The organism is Cytobacillus sp. S13-E01, assembly GCF_029193815.1.
In the GTDB taxonomy this organism is placed as follows: domain Bacteria; phylum Bacillota; class Bacilli; order Bacillales; family Bacillaceae_L; genus Bacillus_BV.
The window spans coordinates 31,847-49,539 of the sequence record NZ_JARFVC010000031.1 but is presented as its reverse complement, the minus strand read 5'-3'; the positions used below and the strand labels follow the sequence as shown (position 1 = coordinate 49,539).

18 protein-coding genes are annotated in these 17,693 nt (G+C 35.1%); 12 read left to right on the top strand and 6 right to left on the bottom strand.

Annotated features, from left to right (window positions below; genetic code table 11):
- The 4 genes from PY093_RS16525 to PY093_RS16510 form a co-directional block, all read left to right on the top strand.
- Positions 1-597, top strand: a 597-nt coding sequence (locus tag PY093_RS16525) for a group II intron maturase-specific domain-containing protein (RefSeq protein WP_275644170.1), incomplete at its 5' end; no start/stop codon positions are given.
- An 813-nt stretch (positions 598-1,410) separates the two neighbouring features.
- Positions 1,411-1,632, top strand: coding sequence for a helix-turn-helix domain-containing protein (locus PY093_RS16520; RefSeq protein WP_275646957.1), 222 nt, complete (start codon positions 1,411-1,413; stop codon positions 1,630-1,632).
- Positions 1,625-2,746, top strand: coding sequence for a DNA cytosine methyltransferase (locus PY093_RS16515; RefSeq protein WP_275646956.1), 1,122 nt, complete (start codon positions 1,625-1,627; stop codon positions 2,744-2,746). The genes PY093_RS16520 and PY093_RS16515 overlap by 8 nt, the downstream gene beginning before the upstream one ends.
- Positions 2,730-3,974, top strand: a complete 1,245-nt coding sequence (locus PY093_RS16510) for a DNA cytosine methyltransferase (RefSeq protein ID WP_275646955.1) — start codon at positions 2,730-2,732, stop codon at positions 3,972-3,974. The genes PY093_RS16515 and PY093_RS16510 overlap by 17 nt, the downstream gene beginning before the upstream one ends.
- A gap of 21 nt (positions 3,975-3,995) precedes the next feature.
- Here PY093_RS16510 and PY093_RS16505 read toward each other — a convergent pair whose 3' ends face one another.
- The 6 genes from PY093_RS16505 to PY093_RS16480 form a co-directional block, all read right to left on the bottom strand.
- The gene (locus PY093_RS16505) at positions 3,996-5,039 is read right to left on the bottom strand and encodes a restriction endonuclease PLD domain-containing protein (protein ID WP_275646954.1); all 1,044 of its coding nucleotides are present in this window, start codon (positions 5,037-5,039) and stop codon (positions 3,996-3,998) included.
- Between the two features lie 115 nt (positions 5,040-5,154).
- Entirely contained in the window at positions 5,155-5,352 is a 198-nt protein-coding gene (locus PY093_RS16500) for a hypothetical protein (RefSeq protein ID WP_275646953.1), read from the bottom strand.
- A 224-nt stretch (positions 5,353-5,576) separates the two neighbouring features.
- Positions 5,577-6,425: a hypothetical protein gene (locus PY093_RS16495; protein ID WP_275646952.1), complete on the bottom strand. Its 849-nt coding sequence runs from the start codon at positions 6,423-6,425 to the stop codon at positions 5,577-5,579.
- Positions 6,392-6,913 carry a DUF4747 family protein gene (locus PY093_RS21470; protein ID WP_481769314.1) on the bottom strand — a complete coding sequence of 174 codons (522 nt, stop codon included), beginning with the start codon at positions 6,911-6,913 and terminating at the stop codon, positions 6,392-6,394. The genes PY093_RS16495 and PY093_RS21470 overlap by 34 nt, the downstream gene beginning before the upstream one ends.
- A gap of 169 nt (positions 6,914-7,082) precedes the next feature.
- Positions 7,083-8,534, bottom strand: coding sequence for a transposase (locus PY093_RS16485; protein WP_275646950.1), 1,452 nt, complete (start codon positions 8,532-8,534; stop codon positions 7,083-7,085).
- A gap of 267 nt (positions 8,535-8,801) precedes the next feature.
- The gene (locus PY093_RS16480) at positions 8,802-9,143 is read right to left on the bottom strand and encodes a hypothetical protein (RefSeq protein WP_275646949.1); all 342 of its coding nucleotides are present in this window, start codon (positions 9,141-9,143) and stop codon (positions 8,802-8,804) included.
- Positions 9,144-9,726: 583 nt separating this feature from the next.
- Between PY093_RS16480 and PY093_RS16475 the strand changes: the two genes are divergently transcribed.
- The 8 genes from PY093_RS16475 (at position 9,727) to PY093_RS16440 (ending at position 17,599) form a co-directional block, all read left to right on the top strand.
- Entirely contained in the window at positions 9,727-10,347 is a 621-nt protein-coding gene (locus PY093_RS16475; RefSeq protein ID WP_275646948.1) for a DUF3298 and DUF4163 domain-containing protein, read from the top strand.
- Positions 10,348-10,561: 214 nt separating this feature from the next.
- Positions 10,562-10,768 carry a hypothetical protein gene (locus PY093_RS16470; RefSeq protein ID WP_275646947.1) on the top strand — a complete coding sequence of 69 codons (207 nt, stop codon included), beginning with the start codon at positions 10,562-10,564 and terminating at the stop codon, positions 10,766-10,768.
- Positions 10,769-11,159: 391 nt separating this feature from the next.
- Positions 11,160-11,549, top strand: a complete 390-nt coding sequence (locus tag PY093_RS16465) for a hypothetical protein (protein ID WP_275646946.1) — start codon at positions 11,160-11,162, stop codon at positions 11,547-11,549.
- The gene (locus tag PY093_RS16460) at positions 11,546-11,875 is read left to right on the top strand and encodes a hypothetical protein (RefSeq protein ID WP_275646945.1); all 330 of its coding nucleotides are present in this window, start codon (positions 11,546-11,548) and stop codon (positions 11,873-11,875) included. The genes PY093_RS16465 and PY093_RS16460 overlap by 4 nt, the downstream gene beginning before the upstream one ends.
- Before the next feature lie 78 nt (positions 11,876-11,953).
- On the top strand, positions 11,954-13,627 hold the full coding sequence (locus tag PY093_RS16455) for an SWIM zinc finger family protein (protein ID WP_275646944.1): 1,674 nt from the start codon (positions 11,954-11,956) through the stop codon (positions 13,625-13,627).
- 149 nt (positions 13,628-13,776) lie between these two features.
- Positions 13,777-14,163, top strand: coding sequence for an SMU1112c/YaeR family gloxylase I-like metalloprotein (gene gloA2, locus PY093_RS16450; RefSeq protein WP_275646943.1), 387 nt, complete (start codon positions 13,777-13,779; stop codon positions 14,161-14,163).
- Positions 14,164-14,488: 325 nt separating this feature from the next.
- A complete protein-coding gene (locus PY093_RS16445; RefSeq protein WP_275646942.1) occupies positions 14,489-16,144 on the top strand; it encodes a LysM peptidoglycan-binding domain-containing protein in 1,656 nt (551 codons plus the stop codon).
- A 159-nt stretch (positions 16,145-16,303) separates the two neighbouring features.
- On the top strand, positions 16,304-17,599 hold the full coding sequence (locus PY093_RS16440) for a hypothetical protein (RefSeq protein ID WP_275646941.1): 1,296 nt from the start codon (positions 16,304-16,306) through the stop codon (positions 17,597-17,599).
- The last annotated feature ends 94 nt before the right edge of the window (positions 17,600-17,693 follow it).

Here is a 17,693-nt window from a genome sequence, read left to right as displayed (position 1 = left end):
TGCAATATTTACGTCAAAAGTAGACGGGCAGGTTATCGAGTGATGGAGAACTCAATCAATTTCCTAGAGGGTGAACTGAAATTAACCGTGAATCGTGAGAAAAGTGCGGTAGGAAGTCCACTGAAACGAAAGTTCCTGGGTTTTTGCCTACTGGCAACTAGAAACGGTGTCAAAATCCGACCACATCATAAGGCTAAGTCTACCGTGAAGCAAAAGTTGAAGAAAATAACAAAGCGGAGCAGAGGGAAGAGCATTGAAGTCCTCTTCAAACAAATCAAGCAGCTAATGACAGGGTGGATAAACTACTACGGCATTGGTGAAATGAAAAGCTTTATGAATGATTTGAATGGTTGGTTGAAACGACGAATCAGACAATACATTTGGAAACAGTGGAAAAACCCACGAACCAAACGTAGGAATCTCATTCAACTAGGTATCGAAAAGCAAAAAGCCTATGAATGGTCAAATACCCGAAAGGGTTACTGGAGGATTTCTGCCAGTTATATCCTTCATAGGTCTTTAACAGATAGAAAACTGGTACAACTCGGATATATGGATATATCCGCAAAATACCAGTTTGTACACTCAAATTATTGAACCGCCGTATACGGGTCCGTACGTACGGTGGTGTGAGAGGGTCGAACGAATCAATCTTCTGATTCGTTCACTCTACTCGATTTAGGATAGCTGTCTTGAAGCAATTGGGCCAGATTGTGGAAAAGCTATTTATAGTAAGGTGAACATTATCATAAATAAATGAGGTTTTTTTTGCCTCATTAATATTAGATATCGTCCCTGAAGAGGCTTGCCTGAGTAGCAAGCCCTTTATTGTGTGTGGCAGGCATGGCAACTATCTAGGTGGTGAAAGTCCACTGTGGGGGTACACATCACCAACCACTAAGGAAGCGCAAGGTACTTAGCGTGAGGTAAGGGCTGGAGGAAGCGTGGAATAAAATCTTGGCTCGACGTACAGAAAACTGATACTAAGGCTCTATAAGGGGATGAGAATCCATAACAGAATAGATAATCTCGGAAATGGCTTATTGAGGCCATTTTCGAGGGTTGTTTTTATGTTAGGAATAGAGATGTAGGCAGAATGTTAGATGTGTCTTTAGGGGATTATGGCTTTGTGAGTGAAGGAGAAGTAGAAAAACGAGGTGCAGTTTTGCGGAAGGGGTTTAACCGTTTGGCAAAAGGGAGAACGGTTTGACAAAAAAATAGTATAAGTGATAAATGAGCACCTACAACGAATGTATTTGCATTTTTTTTGATTGAAAATTGGACGATAAAGAGTTGTACTAAGAAAAAACATGAATGTTGTTTACGAAATAAAGGGGATATGTTAAAATCACTCTAGTGAAATTACATATATGTAGAATTTTAGTCTACAAATATAGAAGGGGTTTTGATATGTCTATTTCGTATGACAAGCTTTGGAAGTTGGCCATAGACAAAAAGTTAAATAAAACGCAACTGAGAGATTGCTCCGGAATTACATCCGCTACCCTAGCTAGATTAAGTAAAAACCAAGGTGTTTCACTTGAAGCCTTAGAGCGTATTTGCCGAGCGTTGGATTGTGAAATAGGTGATATTGTTGAATTTATAGAAAACAAGGTGATTATAGATGACTAAGAAATATACAGTAATTGATTTATTTTCGGGAGCTGGGGGGCTTAGTCAGGGGTTTGTGCAAGCAGGATATGATATATTAGCTGGAATAGATTTTGATGAAGCTGCTTTGCGCACATATGCTCATAATATTAAAGGCGCTATAGCCTTAAAAGAAGATTTGTTTGATGAAGAGAAATCTATCAATAGTATAGAAAAGGCTATTGGAAATCGAAAGGTTGATGTTATTATAGCAGGTCCCCCTTGTCAAGGATTTAGCTTAACCGGGGCCAGAGACCTTAATGATTCACGAAACAAACTTTATGTTGCTGTAGTTCATGCTGTTAAACATTTTCAGCCTAAAGTCTTTTTGATTGAAAATGTGCCAGGAATGGCGACATTATATAAAGGGACTGTGAAACAGCAGATTATTAATACTTTTGAAGATATGGGTTATGCTGTGAGTGTGACGGATTCTCCCTTACTAGCGGCAGATTATGGTGTACCGCAAAAAAGAAAAAGAATGTTTTTTGTTGGATATCGAAAAGATTTGGGATATGACTATTTTGTTTTTCCAAAACCTATTCTAGATTCTAATCATTATGTAAGTACATCTGAGGCTATATCAGATTTACCATCCTTAGTTGATACGCTTGGGGAAAATGTGATGTCATACACTTGTCAGCCAAAAAGTAGTTATCAAGAAATGATGCGTAAAAATTCTAATGTTATATACAATCATCTGGGAACAAAGCATACCGACGAGGTAAAGCGGGTAATCAGTCAAGTGCCTGAAGGTGGAAACCATAAAGATTTACCTCCAGGGGTAGGTGAATCTCGAAAATTTAATGAGGCATGGACTCGTTACCATAGTCAAAAACCTTCAAAAACAATTGACACAGGTCACCGTAATCATTTTCACTATAAATGGAATCGTGTACCGACAGTTAGAGAGAATGCTAGATTACAATCCTTTCCGGATACATTTGAGTTTTTGGGAACAAAAACACAGCAGAATAGACAGGTTGGTAATGCTGTCCCTCCTTTGTTAGCTCAAGTAATTGGAGAGAAGATGAAAAAGCATTTAAATACTAGTACTAAAATTTTGGTGGAGGAAGCTAATGAGAAAATTAAATAATATTGAGTTATTTGCTGGAGCAGGTGGCTTATTGGATGGGTTTGAACAAACAGATAATTTTAATCTTCTCTCGGCAGTCGAATGGTTAAAGCCACAAGTTCGTACTTTGGTAAAAAGATTAGAAATGAAATACAATGATGAATATGCGGTAGACAAAGTGCTAAACTTTGATATACAGCGTACAGATGAATTGTTATATGGTTGGGATGATACTGAGTTTGGCAAGGGAGTGGGGCTTGATTCACTTACAGAGGGACAAAGTGTAGATCTAATTTCCGGCGGACCACCATGCCAAGCCTATTCTTTAGCTGGACGTATACGTGATGAAAATGGCATGAAAGATGATTATAGGAACTTTCTATTTGAATCATATATAAAAATAGTTAACCACTATAAACCTAAACTTGTCGTATTTGAAAATGTTGAAGGGATATTGTCCGCCATTCCGACAGGGGAAAAGATTACAGATTTGATTAAAAAAGCATTTAATGAAGCAGGGTATGAAATTATAAATGATTTACGGAAATATGCCTTGCTTGATTTGACTGAATTTGGAGTACCTCAAAGAAGGAAAAGGGTTATTATTGTTGGTATTCGCCGTGATTCAACAGAAGTAGACTATCAAGAAGTACTACAGAATTTCTATTTGGAAATGCTATCGACAAAAAAGGTAGCCAAGAAGCGTACAGTTCGGGATGCTATTTTTGATTTACCACCCATTTATCCATTGGAAAATCCTATTAATCGGCAGGCTTATGATAATAAGTGTGAGATTAATGGACACACTTCACGTTTTCATAGCAAAAGAGATCAAGAAATATTTTACAGCCTTGCAAAAGATATTAAAGATGGATGTTTTCAGTATAATTCTGCTGACGCACTAATCGAATTATATTATCAAAAGACTGGAAGAAGAACGAACGTTCATAAGTATCATGTTCTTCGTTGGGATGAACCGAGTAATACTATTCCGGCTCATCTAAAAAAAGATGGATTACGTCATATACATCCTGACCCAGAACAGATGCGTTCTATCACTGTTCGTGAGGCTGCACGGTTACAGACTTTCGATGATGAGTATGAATTCAATGAATCTCAGGTTTCAAACTTTGAGATGATTGGTAATGCGGTCCCACCGTTATTTGCTAAAAAGTTAGGTGAACTTATGCCAATCTTATTTAAAATGATAGAACAAGTAGAAAAAGACAAACAAGAACTTGCAATTTAAGCACGTTCTTGTTTGTCTTTTTTACACTGAAAAATCAGCGTAATATATACCACCTTCAATTAAAGAGATGGTTATTGTATCTCTTCCGTAATTCCTGAGTATTTCCATAGTAATGGCTTCATCAATTTCTATGTTTAGGCGGCTTCGTAAGTATCGCCCAAGAATACTTTTTTTAGAAATACGTTGTCCATTTAAAATCGGTTGTTTTGATGAAAATGAAGCTAATTGTTTGGGATATTTTTTACCTTTAAATTTTTGTACTCCCTCTAGGGAGGCCTCCATAATGGTTCCGTCATCCCAAATTAATTCGATAGGATCTGAATTTCGTTTTCTTTTCCCATCCGGTGTGGTGAATTCTGGATCAAAAGGATTTAATAAAGACTGATTACTTTTTAATATATCTTTAGGTAATCTAATATACGCATCGCCAGCAGCGACATGGGCATTGCTTGTTAAACGGGCTCTTCCCCAATTTAGCCCACTAGAAAGAGGGACTTGTTTTTCTCCTCCTGTTAAGCTGAATAGTGGAATATCAAGACTATATTTTATATTATATGATTCTTTAGTTTCAGCAACTATTGGAGTTGTAAAATCAATAATTTTCTGCTTAGACCTAACAGTTGGAATTTCGGATGAATGTTCAAGTATAAATTGATAATATAATTCTAACGGACTAAAAGTATCTCGTGTAGCATCAGCAAGAGATTCTCTATAGTCAGTGCGTAACCCATTAGACGAGAAATTTGCAGAACCGATAAGTGCAGATAAAATTTTCCCTTTATGTTTCCATATGTAAATTTTTGAATGTATTTCTTGTTCAGCAAACTTGATGGTTAATGAGTCGTTAGATTCCTTTATTCGCTCTAATGAATCTAACAATCTAGCATCTATACCTGAAGGATACATTCCGCCTATCACAGTGATTTTCATATTTTTCAATTCCGATAAACGTTTAATTGGGGCAGGACCTAGATAACCACTAATAATTATTAGTTCATCTGGTTCTTCTGGAAGTATTTCATGTTTTGAAAAAATAACTTCTTCAATTCCCGTATAATAAAGCATTTTATTCACTCCTCTTATGCTTGATTAACGCTGACTAAGTCGTTGAATTACTTTTATTTGTCTTTAACTATTCGTATTGTATCGTTAAAATCGATTTGATAATAACAGATTAAGTTTATAAGGGTTTTGAATTCTTTACTTCATTTATTGTCGAACCATCATCATATGCTTGAGAATAGACAACCTTGCCGCATTTTTGGGATTCAACATCACAAACTCGATTATAAACTAATTTCTTTTTTTCTGACAAGTGATCAGGTGGTTCTTCAATAGCAACTACCACCATGACTCCTCCGCAATCGCATATAAACATACTTTGCCCCTTCTCCTTGTAAAAAAACATGGGGACGGTGGTCATGTTTCTTTCGTTTCGCTAAGGAAACATGGTGACGGTTCTAGTGTTTCTAAACACCAGAACCGTCACCATGTTTTAAGAACCCATTTCTCAGTCATTGGGGGCTTGAACCCCTGACCGCTACGATGCAGCTTAGCGCTCTCCCCTGCTTGTTCCTTACACTGCCCCTAAAAATTTTGAAATTATATACTAAGAAGAGTAAGAACTACAATATAGAGTAATTGAAGTTTAACTATATCTTTAGCATGTACTTTTAGAGCAATTTGTTTTTCTTTCTTTAAACTATTTATAAATTTGTAGTAGAGATATATGTAAGAAAGATTGAAGGCACCAGTGACTAAAGTTAAAACTATAAATTCTTTAAGAAATTTTAACCAAAAAAGGTCATAGGTAATTAATAAAAACCCAATAACACAAATGAAACGTAAATATATAAGATAAGACTTATTAATGTTTATTTGTGTATTCCATTTTTTAGCATCAATAGTAGATATGTTTACATCGATTAAATTAGCTTTATGTATCGTAAGTTTAAGAATATCACCAATTAAAGATAAAGTATAACCAATAGATAGAAAAAATAAGAATAGTACAAAGAATAATTGAAATATTAGGTATCTGTAATTTTCAGTATCAAGTTCTAAAACGCTAGTTACTAAGCAATAAGATAAAAGAATGCTCCATAATAAAGAACAAAACCAGAATGGAAATAATACATTTGTTATCTGTCCTAGATTATTAATTAATTTCAGGAAGCTTTTATCAGTAATAGCAGCGAATAAACCAAAAGAGGCAATAATTATTCCAAATATTGCTGAAGAAGCAATAAATATATTATTCACAATTTTATGTGTCAGATCTAAGGAATTAAAATGATGGAACATTAATACAACAACAAGAGAAAGTAAAAGCGACAAAATAAAACTAAAAAAAGAAAATAGTTCCTGTTCTTGAGTATAGGACTTTAAAAGGGAAATAAAATTAAGCTCTTTATTTTTTATAGGTCTAATAGTTCCTTTGTTATCATCCACAATCCCTTTTTTCTCCCTTCATCTGAAGGCTCAATTTTCACATAGTGCCTTTTAATATGTTCGTGTGACCTAACTTCATCATATATATTATTCCTTGTATAACCACCAATAATATACCTTCTACTTTTTCCAGAGTTAACATCGTCTACTAATTCGGTCAATGAACCCTCTCTACTTAGTCCTTCAGGATTTTTAAAGTCATATTCAGAGCTAGTTGAGGCTAAATCTTCATTTATCGATTCAAACATACTCCAAATACGCTGATCTGGATTGTTTGGTATTACCTCAAAGTGTGCCCATGTTATTTTTCTTAATCTGTTGATTCTTTCTATTAATTTCTTCGTGTGAAGAATTGGATTTATATCTATTTGAATCTCATAGTTATTGAAGTTAATGATGTATTGAAATGCCTTAATAAAGGTTTCTATATCTAGTTGACTTCTTTCTTCAAAAATTAAATATTCCGTAGTTTTATCGTAGAGCCACAGGACAAAATTAAAATTCGAATGAAATAATTTGAAATTATGGAATGAAGAAGGGGCTTGAAAGCTGATTTGGTCAAACCTTCGGTTTAATTTTTCCCTTCTATGGAAATGAACCTAAAAAAGGGCAGACTTATCCTGTCATCAGTTTTGAATTTACAAAAAACTGGTAATTTTACGCAGATAATTTTGTCCAACCACGGTATAGCTGCCCTGTTTCTTGAACAGACATATAAGCCAAGGTATGTGCAGTTAAGATGCATCGATCTACATGTGCTTCGACTGCTACTCGGCCCCGTTTATGAACTCTTCGCATACTAAGGCCTTCTTTGGCCTGTGCGTTTACCCGTTCAATGGCAGTTCTCTCCGCATATTTGGTTTTAAAAGATTGAAGGTGCTGTGGATATTCTGAATCAATTTGTGGAGCTAATGATTGTTGTATGCGCACCGTTCTTCCTGTTTTAGCTCCATTACAACATTGAATATGAAAAGCCTTTGTACAAGAAAGTCCTTCTTGCTTATACTTGGGATCAAATACTGGGCATGTCCAAATGTATTGTTGTTTTGTTGCATCCAATCCTTTTAGTTTTAATCGGTGGCCGCTTATGCAGTGCGGAACACCATACTTATCAAGCTTAGTCATTCCAGGAGAATTCAGTTCCTGGTCCTTAATTTTTCTTGGATTTATAGGAGATAGCAGTTTAGCCTGAAGAATCCCTTTTGTATGTTCTTGATTGTCTTTATTTTGATAGATTCCATCTGCACTCACGTATTGAACATTTTTCAACCATTCTTCCGGAAGATCTTGCGTTACTTTTTCTAAAGTGGTCTTAAGAGTTGTACCATCATGCTCGCCACCTTTAAAAATGCTTCTAGATAAAGGTAGTTCTGATTTTACACCACACACTAGTGCTACTTTGTGGGCGATATATGTAACGGTGTTGCTTTTTCTCATGAGTCCGACATTGTCATCTGTAGGGATTTTTGGACAGTCGCATGGCTCGGAGTGGCCGCACTTACGATGGGCGTGAAGAGTAGCTTCAGCTTCGACATGTGTCGTATCAACTGCCAATTGTTCTTCTTTCTCAATAATTCCTTGTTCGATATTAAACTGAACCATCAGTTGTCGGGCATTTTCCCATAGTCCGTTTTCAATCATAATTTGATCAAATCGCTCAAAAGTTTTGAGGGATGGAACCTGTGTAAAACCACAAACAGTTCGAAAATCCGAGTTTCCGGCAACTTGAAGATGAACACTTGAGACCATAACTTCAACATAGAGAAGAGGAGCTAAAAGGAACGATTTGAATAGAGCATAAAAGTTAATGCCTTTTCGTCCTTTAGAAGATTTCTCAGGTTGAATACTCATATTTTGTGGTAGATCGGAAAATAATTCTTCCTGGTTGTTGTATAAACTCTTTTGATTTTTCTTGTTCCGATAGCGCTCAAATCGAGCCCTAACATATTCTTGTTCAATGGGAGCGAAAACCTTCTCCCAAGGGAAGTCGAGCGCCAGTTTTACATAAGGGAGGTGGCGCAAAGAGGAAAAGTCTTCTTGCATAATTGAAAATGATGGTTGAAGGTAGATTACATTAGAATAAGATTTTGGTATAATAGAGGTAGCCATAATGAACTCCTTTCGGGATAGTTGATTCGTTACTTCTATTTTACCAGAGGAAACTCATTATGGCTTTTATTTTTGCCCAAACGGGCAATGATTCTATTTTCCACAAAAACCCTGTGAAAAATTAGGGTGTATATATTGCAAAATGCTCGATTTTGGGCTTATTTAGTCCAAAATGGAATTTGACAAATCACATTGGATTCGTTCCAAGCAGTAGCTGCGGGAACACAATCTTGGTTAACCATTAAATTAGGTTAATAATACCAAGGGTTAGGGATTTTTGTCCGATGGCTCGTAATAAAAATATACTTTCTCTAAGATGTTGTTTTCTTCATCAACTACTTTTATATTTTGATTAACCTCATCACACTTTTCTACCTCATGTATCTTTCTATACTTCACCATCCTTCCTAAGAGAATATTGGTAGTTTTTTGAGGGAATTCTTCGATTATTTGTAGAGCAAATGAACATGTTCTTTGTGGATAAACAACGGTGTGAACTTTTTTTATATTATTATATACAGTCTCTTTTAAGAGTTCTGGATTCTTTCTTAATATAAAAATATTATCGCTATTTAAAGAGACTTTATAAGCTATAACTTTTGATTTCAATATTTTAGCTCCTTTGTAATTTAATGGATGACTTCTTATTTTCGACATCTTTTGAGTAAATTCCTTTATCTTTTTATGATATTAATTAAGTACAATAGATAAGATTGTAGCAAAGCAAGGAGAAGCAGCTGAGATCATGTTTACTTGGTAGGAACAATTTTGATGTTATATTCTTAAACGAGTATTCAGACTTTAATATCAAAACGTTAGATCAGTACTTCTTTTCACAAAAGCAAAAAAAGTATAGAAGATAATAAAGAAACACGGGGATGGTCCTCGCATTTACCTAATTATTCCCATTTTCCCAATTTACAAAGTATTTTCTCTTTTTTCTGGAAAACCTAGAAGGTATTTAGAACCAGTTGTTGAATATCAATTAAAGAACCGCAAATTCTTCTTTTCTTCAAGACCATTACTTAACTCACCACTTTTCTATTCTCCAGTCTAATCTATAAACCATTCATTTCAATAACTAAATACACTACTAAAAGGAGGCTATTCATCCCGGTGTTTCTTTTGCATTGTCACTTTTGCATCCTCAAGAATACAATGAGTAAAAACTCAATGAGTGAGGATGAATTCTATGCCCATTTCGTTACCGGTAAGTATTAAAACGGCAAAAATTAGTAGTGGACCGAAAAAAACTGTCTTTTATCCGCAAGTTTTCGGCATGCAGAATCAACCATTAGAATCTTTTATAAATTATACGATCGTTGAACAAACCCAGCAGCTCATAAATGAACAAATTGGAAGTATGCCCTCAAGTGTTGAGGAAATAATTGGATACTATGAAATTAAAAATAATCAACGGGAAGTTTTAAGCTTATCACAATCCAATTATACGTATCACTATCAAGCAGCTCATGGTATGACGGTTATAAAATCTTTAACGTTTGACCTCAAGAAAGGAAAGCTTTGTACCCTTAAATACTTGTTTAAGCCTGGCAGTGATTATATTAAAAGACTTTCAGACTTGATTAAAATGCAAATGAAAAAACGGAATATCCAGACGCTAGATGAGTTTACTACCATTCGTCCTGATCAAGATTTTTACATCGCAGATAAAACTCTTGTTATCTATTTTCAACTATATGAAATCACTCCATATGTTTTTGGTTTTCCGATGTTTCCAATATCGGTATATGATATTCAAGATATAATTGACGAAAACGGTGCCCTCGGACGAATGGCTGTTAATAATTAGTGATTCTAAGTGTAAAAAATAGTAATCAAAAAATTACTCAGAGAACTCTGGGTATTTTCTGTATTTATACACTTATTTGTTAAAGTACTATTTAAAAAGTTGAATGACCAATAACGGAACGCCTGTCCGCTTAAATTTTTGAACTACTTACTTAAAGAGCTGCCTTTTATTGCTTCAAAATCCTTCCCATGTCCTGTTGCGTTTGCGAGTGCTGTTGGATGAATTATTAAATGAGGAATATCCACTTCCTTACTTTTTTGATATCCTGCACTATGAAGAAATAAACAATGAGAAACTGATCGCACATATTGATACAGTTGGAAAAGAGTTACACCGTAAAGGAACAAATCATTCTCCAAATGATAATGTTTTTGGGAACTATTTTGTGGACGGTGCTTTACCGTTTGGATTGGAAGAATAAAATTACACATACCTTGCTTGAAACGGGGGCCATTCTTCAGGAGTAACCGGTACTCTTTTGGAGTGCAAAATGCAGGGACGAGGGGACAGGTACCTTGTCCGGAGTAACTTCAGCAATGGATTGAGGGCCTTCCTAGTTATATCAAGGCTTATTTGCCAATTTCACTCTGCGAAAGTTGAGTAATGAGACATGATTTTTTTATGACATCGATTATTGAAAATTCGATGTCTTTTTCTATCCTTGGGAAGGAATTTTGAGTAATTTATAGAACCATTTTTTGTGATATCTTTTATCGCAGGTAAATTTCGAGTTGATATTTGCCTTTACTCCAATAAATAATTTTATGATTATGATTTTAAAAGGAGTTGGAGTAAAATAAGGGGGAGTAGAATTGGATTCTTTGACAAAGAAAGAAATTAGAAGAATTATTGACTCTTATAATGTGACTGGACCTGTTTGGAAAAGTAACGATTCGTTCCATAGCGGTGAATACCATTTGGTAAAACGCAAAAGAAGAAATGAAATACCTGAAGATTGGGATCTAAGGGATTATGATAATCTAATATTAAAAATAATGAATAATCTAGAAAATGAAATTCATCTTTACTATTTGATTGGCTTTATGCAGGAATACATTGTTTTTGATGATGGAAAATGGATGGTCATCGTTGGTAAAGACAAAGTGATGGAAACTTGTATGTTCAGAAAAAACACCAGTAGTTATCTAAAAAGTGAAGATGGATACAATTATTTAGGAAAGGTGAGGGAGGTTTTTGAATGAGCCGATATAAACAGGAAGTTGAAAATTATGGGCAAGATGTAAATGATTTTGAAGCTAGTCCTTTCGAAAGCATCCGAATGCTGCATGATAGAAGTGAATTGCATAAGATTTTTGATGAATTAACCTTTCAAGAAAAATTGGAGTTGGCTAGGTATGACTTGCAATTAATTCAAAATGCACAAAAGATGGTGAAACATATGAACGAGGTATATGATTTCACTACATCAAAAAATCCACGAGAAGAGTGGTGGTGGCATTTGGATCAAATTGCTGAGGGGAATTTACCATTTGGAGTGACTTCCTTTGTGCATAGAGAGGTAATTTAATTTCGTACTATTTAAAACAGGATCATGTTCCTGTTTTTTTTTCTAAATTATTAATTTCTTAATTGTGAGGGACTAGAAATGAACATTACTAATTTTAAAAGATATATAGACAAAACGATATTAGACAGGGGCTACATCTACTACATTGAAGGAAATGTTGTAAAAGCTTATAAACAGGGCGAAAACGAATATCTTTTTCATATTGAAGGAACCGATGACTACGAAGTGTTGGTTGAGATCAGGGATAATGGAGACATTTTATATTCCGAGTGTGATTGTCCCTATGATTTTGGACCTGTATGTAAACACGAGGTGGCAGCATATTTTCAACTATATGAAATATTGAATCAAGTTACCGTAAATGACAACAAGGTAGGAAACAAGACTTATAAGCAATCGACGATTCAAGAGGTCTTAAACAATCTTTCAAAAGAAGAATTGATAAATATTATCATAAATATCACGCATAATAATGCTACGTTAGAAAACAGCCTCATGGTTAAATTCTCAAAAGGAGACAATCAGCAGGAGCTTGAGGCATGTCAAGAGTTAATCAATTCGATTGTTAGAAAATATACAGGCAGAGAAGGCTTTATTAAGTATCGAAATACGAGGGATTTTGTAATTGAGCTGGAAGATGTAGTCGAAAAGGCAAAAAGTACTGAAAATGTACTTTTAGCATTGGATATAGCACTGCTATTACTTGAGGAAGCAATGGATGCATTCCAATATGCAGATGATTCTGGTGGAGACATTGGTTCCCTTGTTACCGAAACACTAGAATTAATAGGAGAAATTGCCATTAAGTGTAAAGAGATAGGTCATCAAAGAAAAGCAATGTTTGAGAAACTATTAGATCAGATCGATAACGAGGTATTCGATGGTTGGTTGGATTACAAGATTGATTTGCTAAATATTTGTTTTGAATTTGCAGATGATGAAACGCTTAGAGAACAGTTAAGGGTTAAAATCGAGTCCATGTATGATAAAAAATCAAACGATCGATATACACACTATGGGAATGAAAGGATGCTTCAACTATTGTTTCGGTTGATTGAGCAATATGGTACACAAGAGGAAGCGGAACATTTTATTCACCAGCATCTTCAGTTTTCATCCTTTAGAGAGAAGTTACTGAATAAGTACCTTCAAGAGAAAAACTACCACAATGTCTTAGAATTAGCTAAAGAAGGAGAAAAGCAGGATCAACAATATCCAGGTTTAATATCCAAATGGAAAAAATTCCGACATGAAGCTTACAAATACCTTCAATTAAATGAAGAACAAAGAAACTTAGCAAAGGAATTATTATTTGATGGGGACTTTACTTATTATCACGTTCTAAAAGAATTAGCATCAGAAAATCAAGAGGTATTATATACAAACCTAAAACAAGAACTAAAAACAGGGAAAGGATGGCATACCAGTCGTATATTCCTCAAGTTGATAGAGGAAGAAAATGATCTAGAAGAAATGTTGGAATTTGTCAGGGACAATCCTAGATATATAGAAGATTACGCCGAGAAGCTAGCCAAACATGTTAAAGAGGACGTTATAAATATATATAAGAAATATATAAAATCTACAGCAAGCAGTTCATCCAATCGAAGGGACTATCAAGGTGTATGTCATAAATTAACAAGATATAAAAAGATTGCAGGTAAGCGAGAACAAATGGAATTGATAGATGAACTATTGGCCTTATATAAAAAAAGACCGGCATTTATAGACGAATTAGGAAAAATAAAATAAGTTATACCCACCAGCACCCAATGTGTTGCCACGTACACTCTGGACACGTGTTTTGCGTGGCGCTGTTTTATTATTAAAAGAAAAAACAAGCACCCAATAAAGGATTACCTGCTTCTATTCATTAGAGGAGCCAGGAATGGGGGAAGTAGATGAATATCGAGGGAGTACACCACATAGCAATCATTTGCTCTGACTACGAGACATCAAAGCATTTTTACACAGAAATTTTAGGATTTAAGATAATAGAAGAAACGTATAGAGCAGAACGTAATTCTTATAAACTAGATTTGCAAGTTCCTGGAGGAATACAGATTGAACTGTTTACCTTCCCTTACGCACCAATTCGCCCAAGTTGCCCGGAAGCACAAGGCTTACGTCATTTAGCTTTCAAGGTAAAAAATGTAGAAGAGGCTGTGAAGAAATTAGAGGAACAAGGTATCAAGGTTGAACCAATTCGTATAGATGAATTGACTGGGAAGAAATTTACCTTCTTTTCAGATCCAGATGGACTACCTTTGGAATTGTATAAGAGTTAAAAGAAGCAACACTAGTGCAAGGCTCAGTTGCCCCCTAATAATAGTATAAGTTGTATCCATAGCATGAGCACGGTAAATTACCAGGCTTATGCTTTTTTGCTTTTCTAGAGCGCTTTTCGTGAAGATTATTGGTTTTTATATATTGGACGAGGGGATAGCGACCTTGTCCCACCTATTAAGGTAAAAGTGGATCGTTAAGTGATTGGAACTGGGACAGCAACCCGTCCCCTTGCATCCCTTGTGTTATTTGGAATTGGTTCTTTTTACATTTTCTAAGCATTTTAATTCATCCTAGTATTGTAGAACAAATATAGGAGGAAAGAGAATGTTTAAAAAGACTACTTTAGTTATGATTGTGAGCGTACTTATGCTCCTTTTTTCCTCAAGTATTACACATGCGAATGATACTTGGGCACTCAGACAAGGGGCAGCTTCTTTATCAAACTTCAATCCAATCAACATGTCCAATGAGCTCTTTCTAAAACACGAAATTGACAAAACTAATTATGGGCGGCCTTTGGTTAATGGAGATTCACTGTTTATGGTAAAATCATCTTCGAAAGTAACAGCAGTATCTCTTGATACGAAGGCGGTTAAATGGGAATTCACCCCACCAAACGGTAAGGATATCCGTACAATTGCTATTGTGAATGGGAATTTAGCTGTTGTCACATACGGAAAAACCTATCTCCTTAAAGATGATGGATTTGATAAAACAATTTTATGGGAGAGCGACTCTTGGGGCAACTATGTCAATTTTGATGATTCAACTATTTACTTAGCTACTGTAACGTCCATTCATGCGGTTGATATCCAGTCAGGGAAGAGTTTATGGTCTTACAATTTACCAAATGGAACAGAAGTATCAAGCGCCTTATCGAACTCTCCTAACGGATTATTTTTCTTAACCCATAACCGTACTCAAGGAGAGAATAATCTATTTAAGCTTAATAAACAAAATGGACAGATACAATGGACTACAAACACCCCGATTACTGGGGACCCAATGATTTTAAATGAAAAGGTTTATTTGGCGTATCAAAATAAAATCGCAGCGTTCCACACTACCAATGGAGCTTACGCATTTAACAAAACGATAAGTGAGACTGAGTATTTTATCACGATCAGAAATGACACCTTAAGTGCAAATAATGAAAGTGTTTTTGCTCGGACTGATGAAGGAAATATAGTTGGTATAGATCCAAACACGGGGAATTTTCATTTTAAAACCAGTTTTATGGATAATAAATACGGTAGTAAATTCTCAAGGGGTCCCATTCTGGTAACAAATAATCAACTGGTCCTCGAAAATGAAGGGAAGCTAAAATTTTTTAATTCTCAAACTGGTAACCACGAGCACACGCTAGAATATGGAGTCTATAAATTAGAACCCATTCTTATCACAGATAAATATTTACTAGCTGCAAACTGGGAAAAAATCTTTGTATTTGCACCACCAGCTGATGAACAGTATACAGAACCTGATGGTGGAATTGAACCTGAACAACCACAAGCTCCAGATCCAGATCCTCAAGAGGAACAAATGATTTATGTCGTGAAACCAGGTGATACACTTTGGAAAGTTGCGATGGAGTTTAAAACGACAGTACAAAAAATCGTCGAACTAAACAATTTAAATCCAAATGGTTATTTATGGGTCGGGCAAAATATAAATGTTCCAAAACCACAACAAGCATATGTGGTGCAATCTGGAGATACTTTATGGAAAATTGCTAGCCAACACAAAGTAACTGTTCAATCAATTATAGAAGAAAACAAGCTTGATCCAGGTTCTTATATATTGGTTGGACAGCGATTAATAATCCCAGACCAAGCAGGACAAACCTATAAGATACAGTCAGGCGACACACTATGGAAAATTGCCAACCAGTTCAATATAAGCGTACAGTCAATCATCGAGAAGAATAACCTAGACCCAACTCAATATATATGGGTGGGGCAACAATTACAGATTCCATAAAGTAACTAAGGGGCGGTTTTTGTGCTAATGAAGCACAAAACCGCCCCTATTTATTGCTTCTAAAAACTAAATATTAAACATTAAACATGGGGACGGTCCTCATGTTTCTTTCGTTTCGCTAAACGAAGCAAACACTAGGACCGTCCCCGTGTTTCCCATATGCTTAGTTCAGCAGAAGATGATATAGATATCTCTTTGATAGATGGTGATGAATCGACTGTTGAAGGTGTGGATATTTCAATAGATAGTGATGAATATATCCTATGTACAGCTTGTGGACGTATTGAACCAGAAGGTAAGAAGAGAAGTACTAATTGTTGTGATTATCCAAGTGAAAAATATATAAGAGTACTTAAAATAAAGATGCCTGAGTACTCAGTTAATACATGTATAAAGTGTGGGAACCATTCAAACAACATTGTTAAGCAATTTAGAACTGCTGATGACCCAGCAACTGAAGTATTAACGAGGTCTTTATATCAATGTATTCCTCCAAATAAACAAAAGGTAATTGAAGATGATTTATTTGGTGATAGCGAAGAAATAGATGAAGAATTATTAGGGAGGAAGTTGTTAGTTTTTTCTGATAGCCGACAAGAGGCTGCTTTTTTTGCATCATATTTACAGTCAAAATATAACAACATACTATGGAGGAATGCAATAATTCACCAACTTGGGAATTTACAAGCATACGATGATATTCGAATAGATAGTTTGGTTAATGCTGTTGTGAAATACGGAAAACACAAAAATCTCTTTGAACCCGGAATAGATGATATTGAGAAACAGAAACAGATACAAACCGTGTTAATTAAGGAGTTCATGAACACAGAGCGGCAAATTGGACTAGAAGGATTGGGTCTAATTTCTTTTGTTCCTGTTAAACCAGATAACTGGTCAAAACTGAAAATAAGTGCTCTTGGAATTGATTCAGATATAGATTTAACTAATGATGAGTTATGGGAGCTATATAAAATATTGTTGAATTCCTTGAGAGATATGAATGCGATTACGTTTCCAGATTTAGTTTCAATAGATGATCCAACCTTTGCACCAAGAAATAAGGAAGTATATTTTAAATTAGAATCTGAAAAAAGTGCATTAAACAATACTATTTTAGGTTGGTTGCCGAAGGAGAATTTCAACAATAGAAGACTCGATTATATTCAAAAGCTATATAAAGCAAAAGGATTTTCAAAGGAAGATGCTTCTATTAGAGCTAGAAGTTTACTAAAAGAACTTCTTGCTGGAAGACTATTTAGAGCATTCTGGGCAAAAGAAGACTATATTACTGAAACTCCTCTTCCAAGAGAAGGAACGGTATTAAAACTTAATTATAAAAAGTGGCAAGTATTAAAGCCAGAAGAGTTGTATATTTGTGATAAATGCGGAAGCGTGGCTTCAAGTAATTTAAGGGGGATTTGCCCCAATGTCATTAAGTTAATAATCCAGTAATTACCATAAATTGTCGGAATCACCATTTTAAATATTCAGATAACTAAAAAAGTCCATAGGATGTCCAGGAAGTGCCTTTTAATTTTTTTTGGCA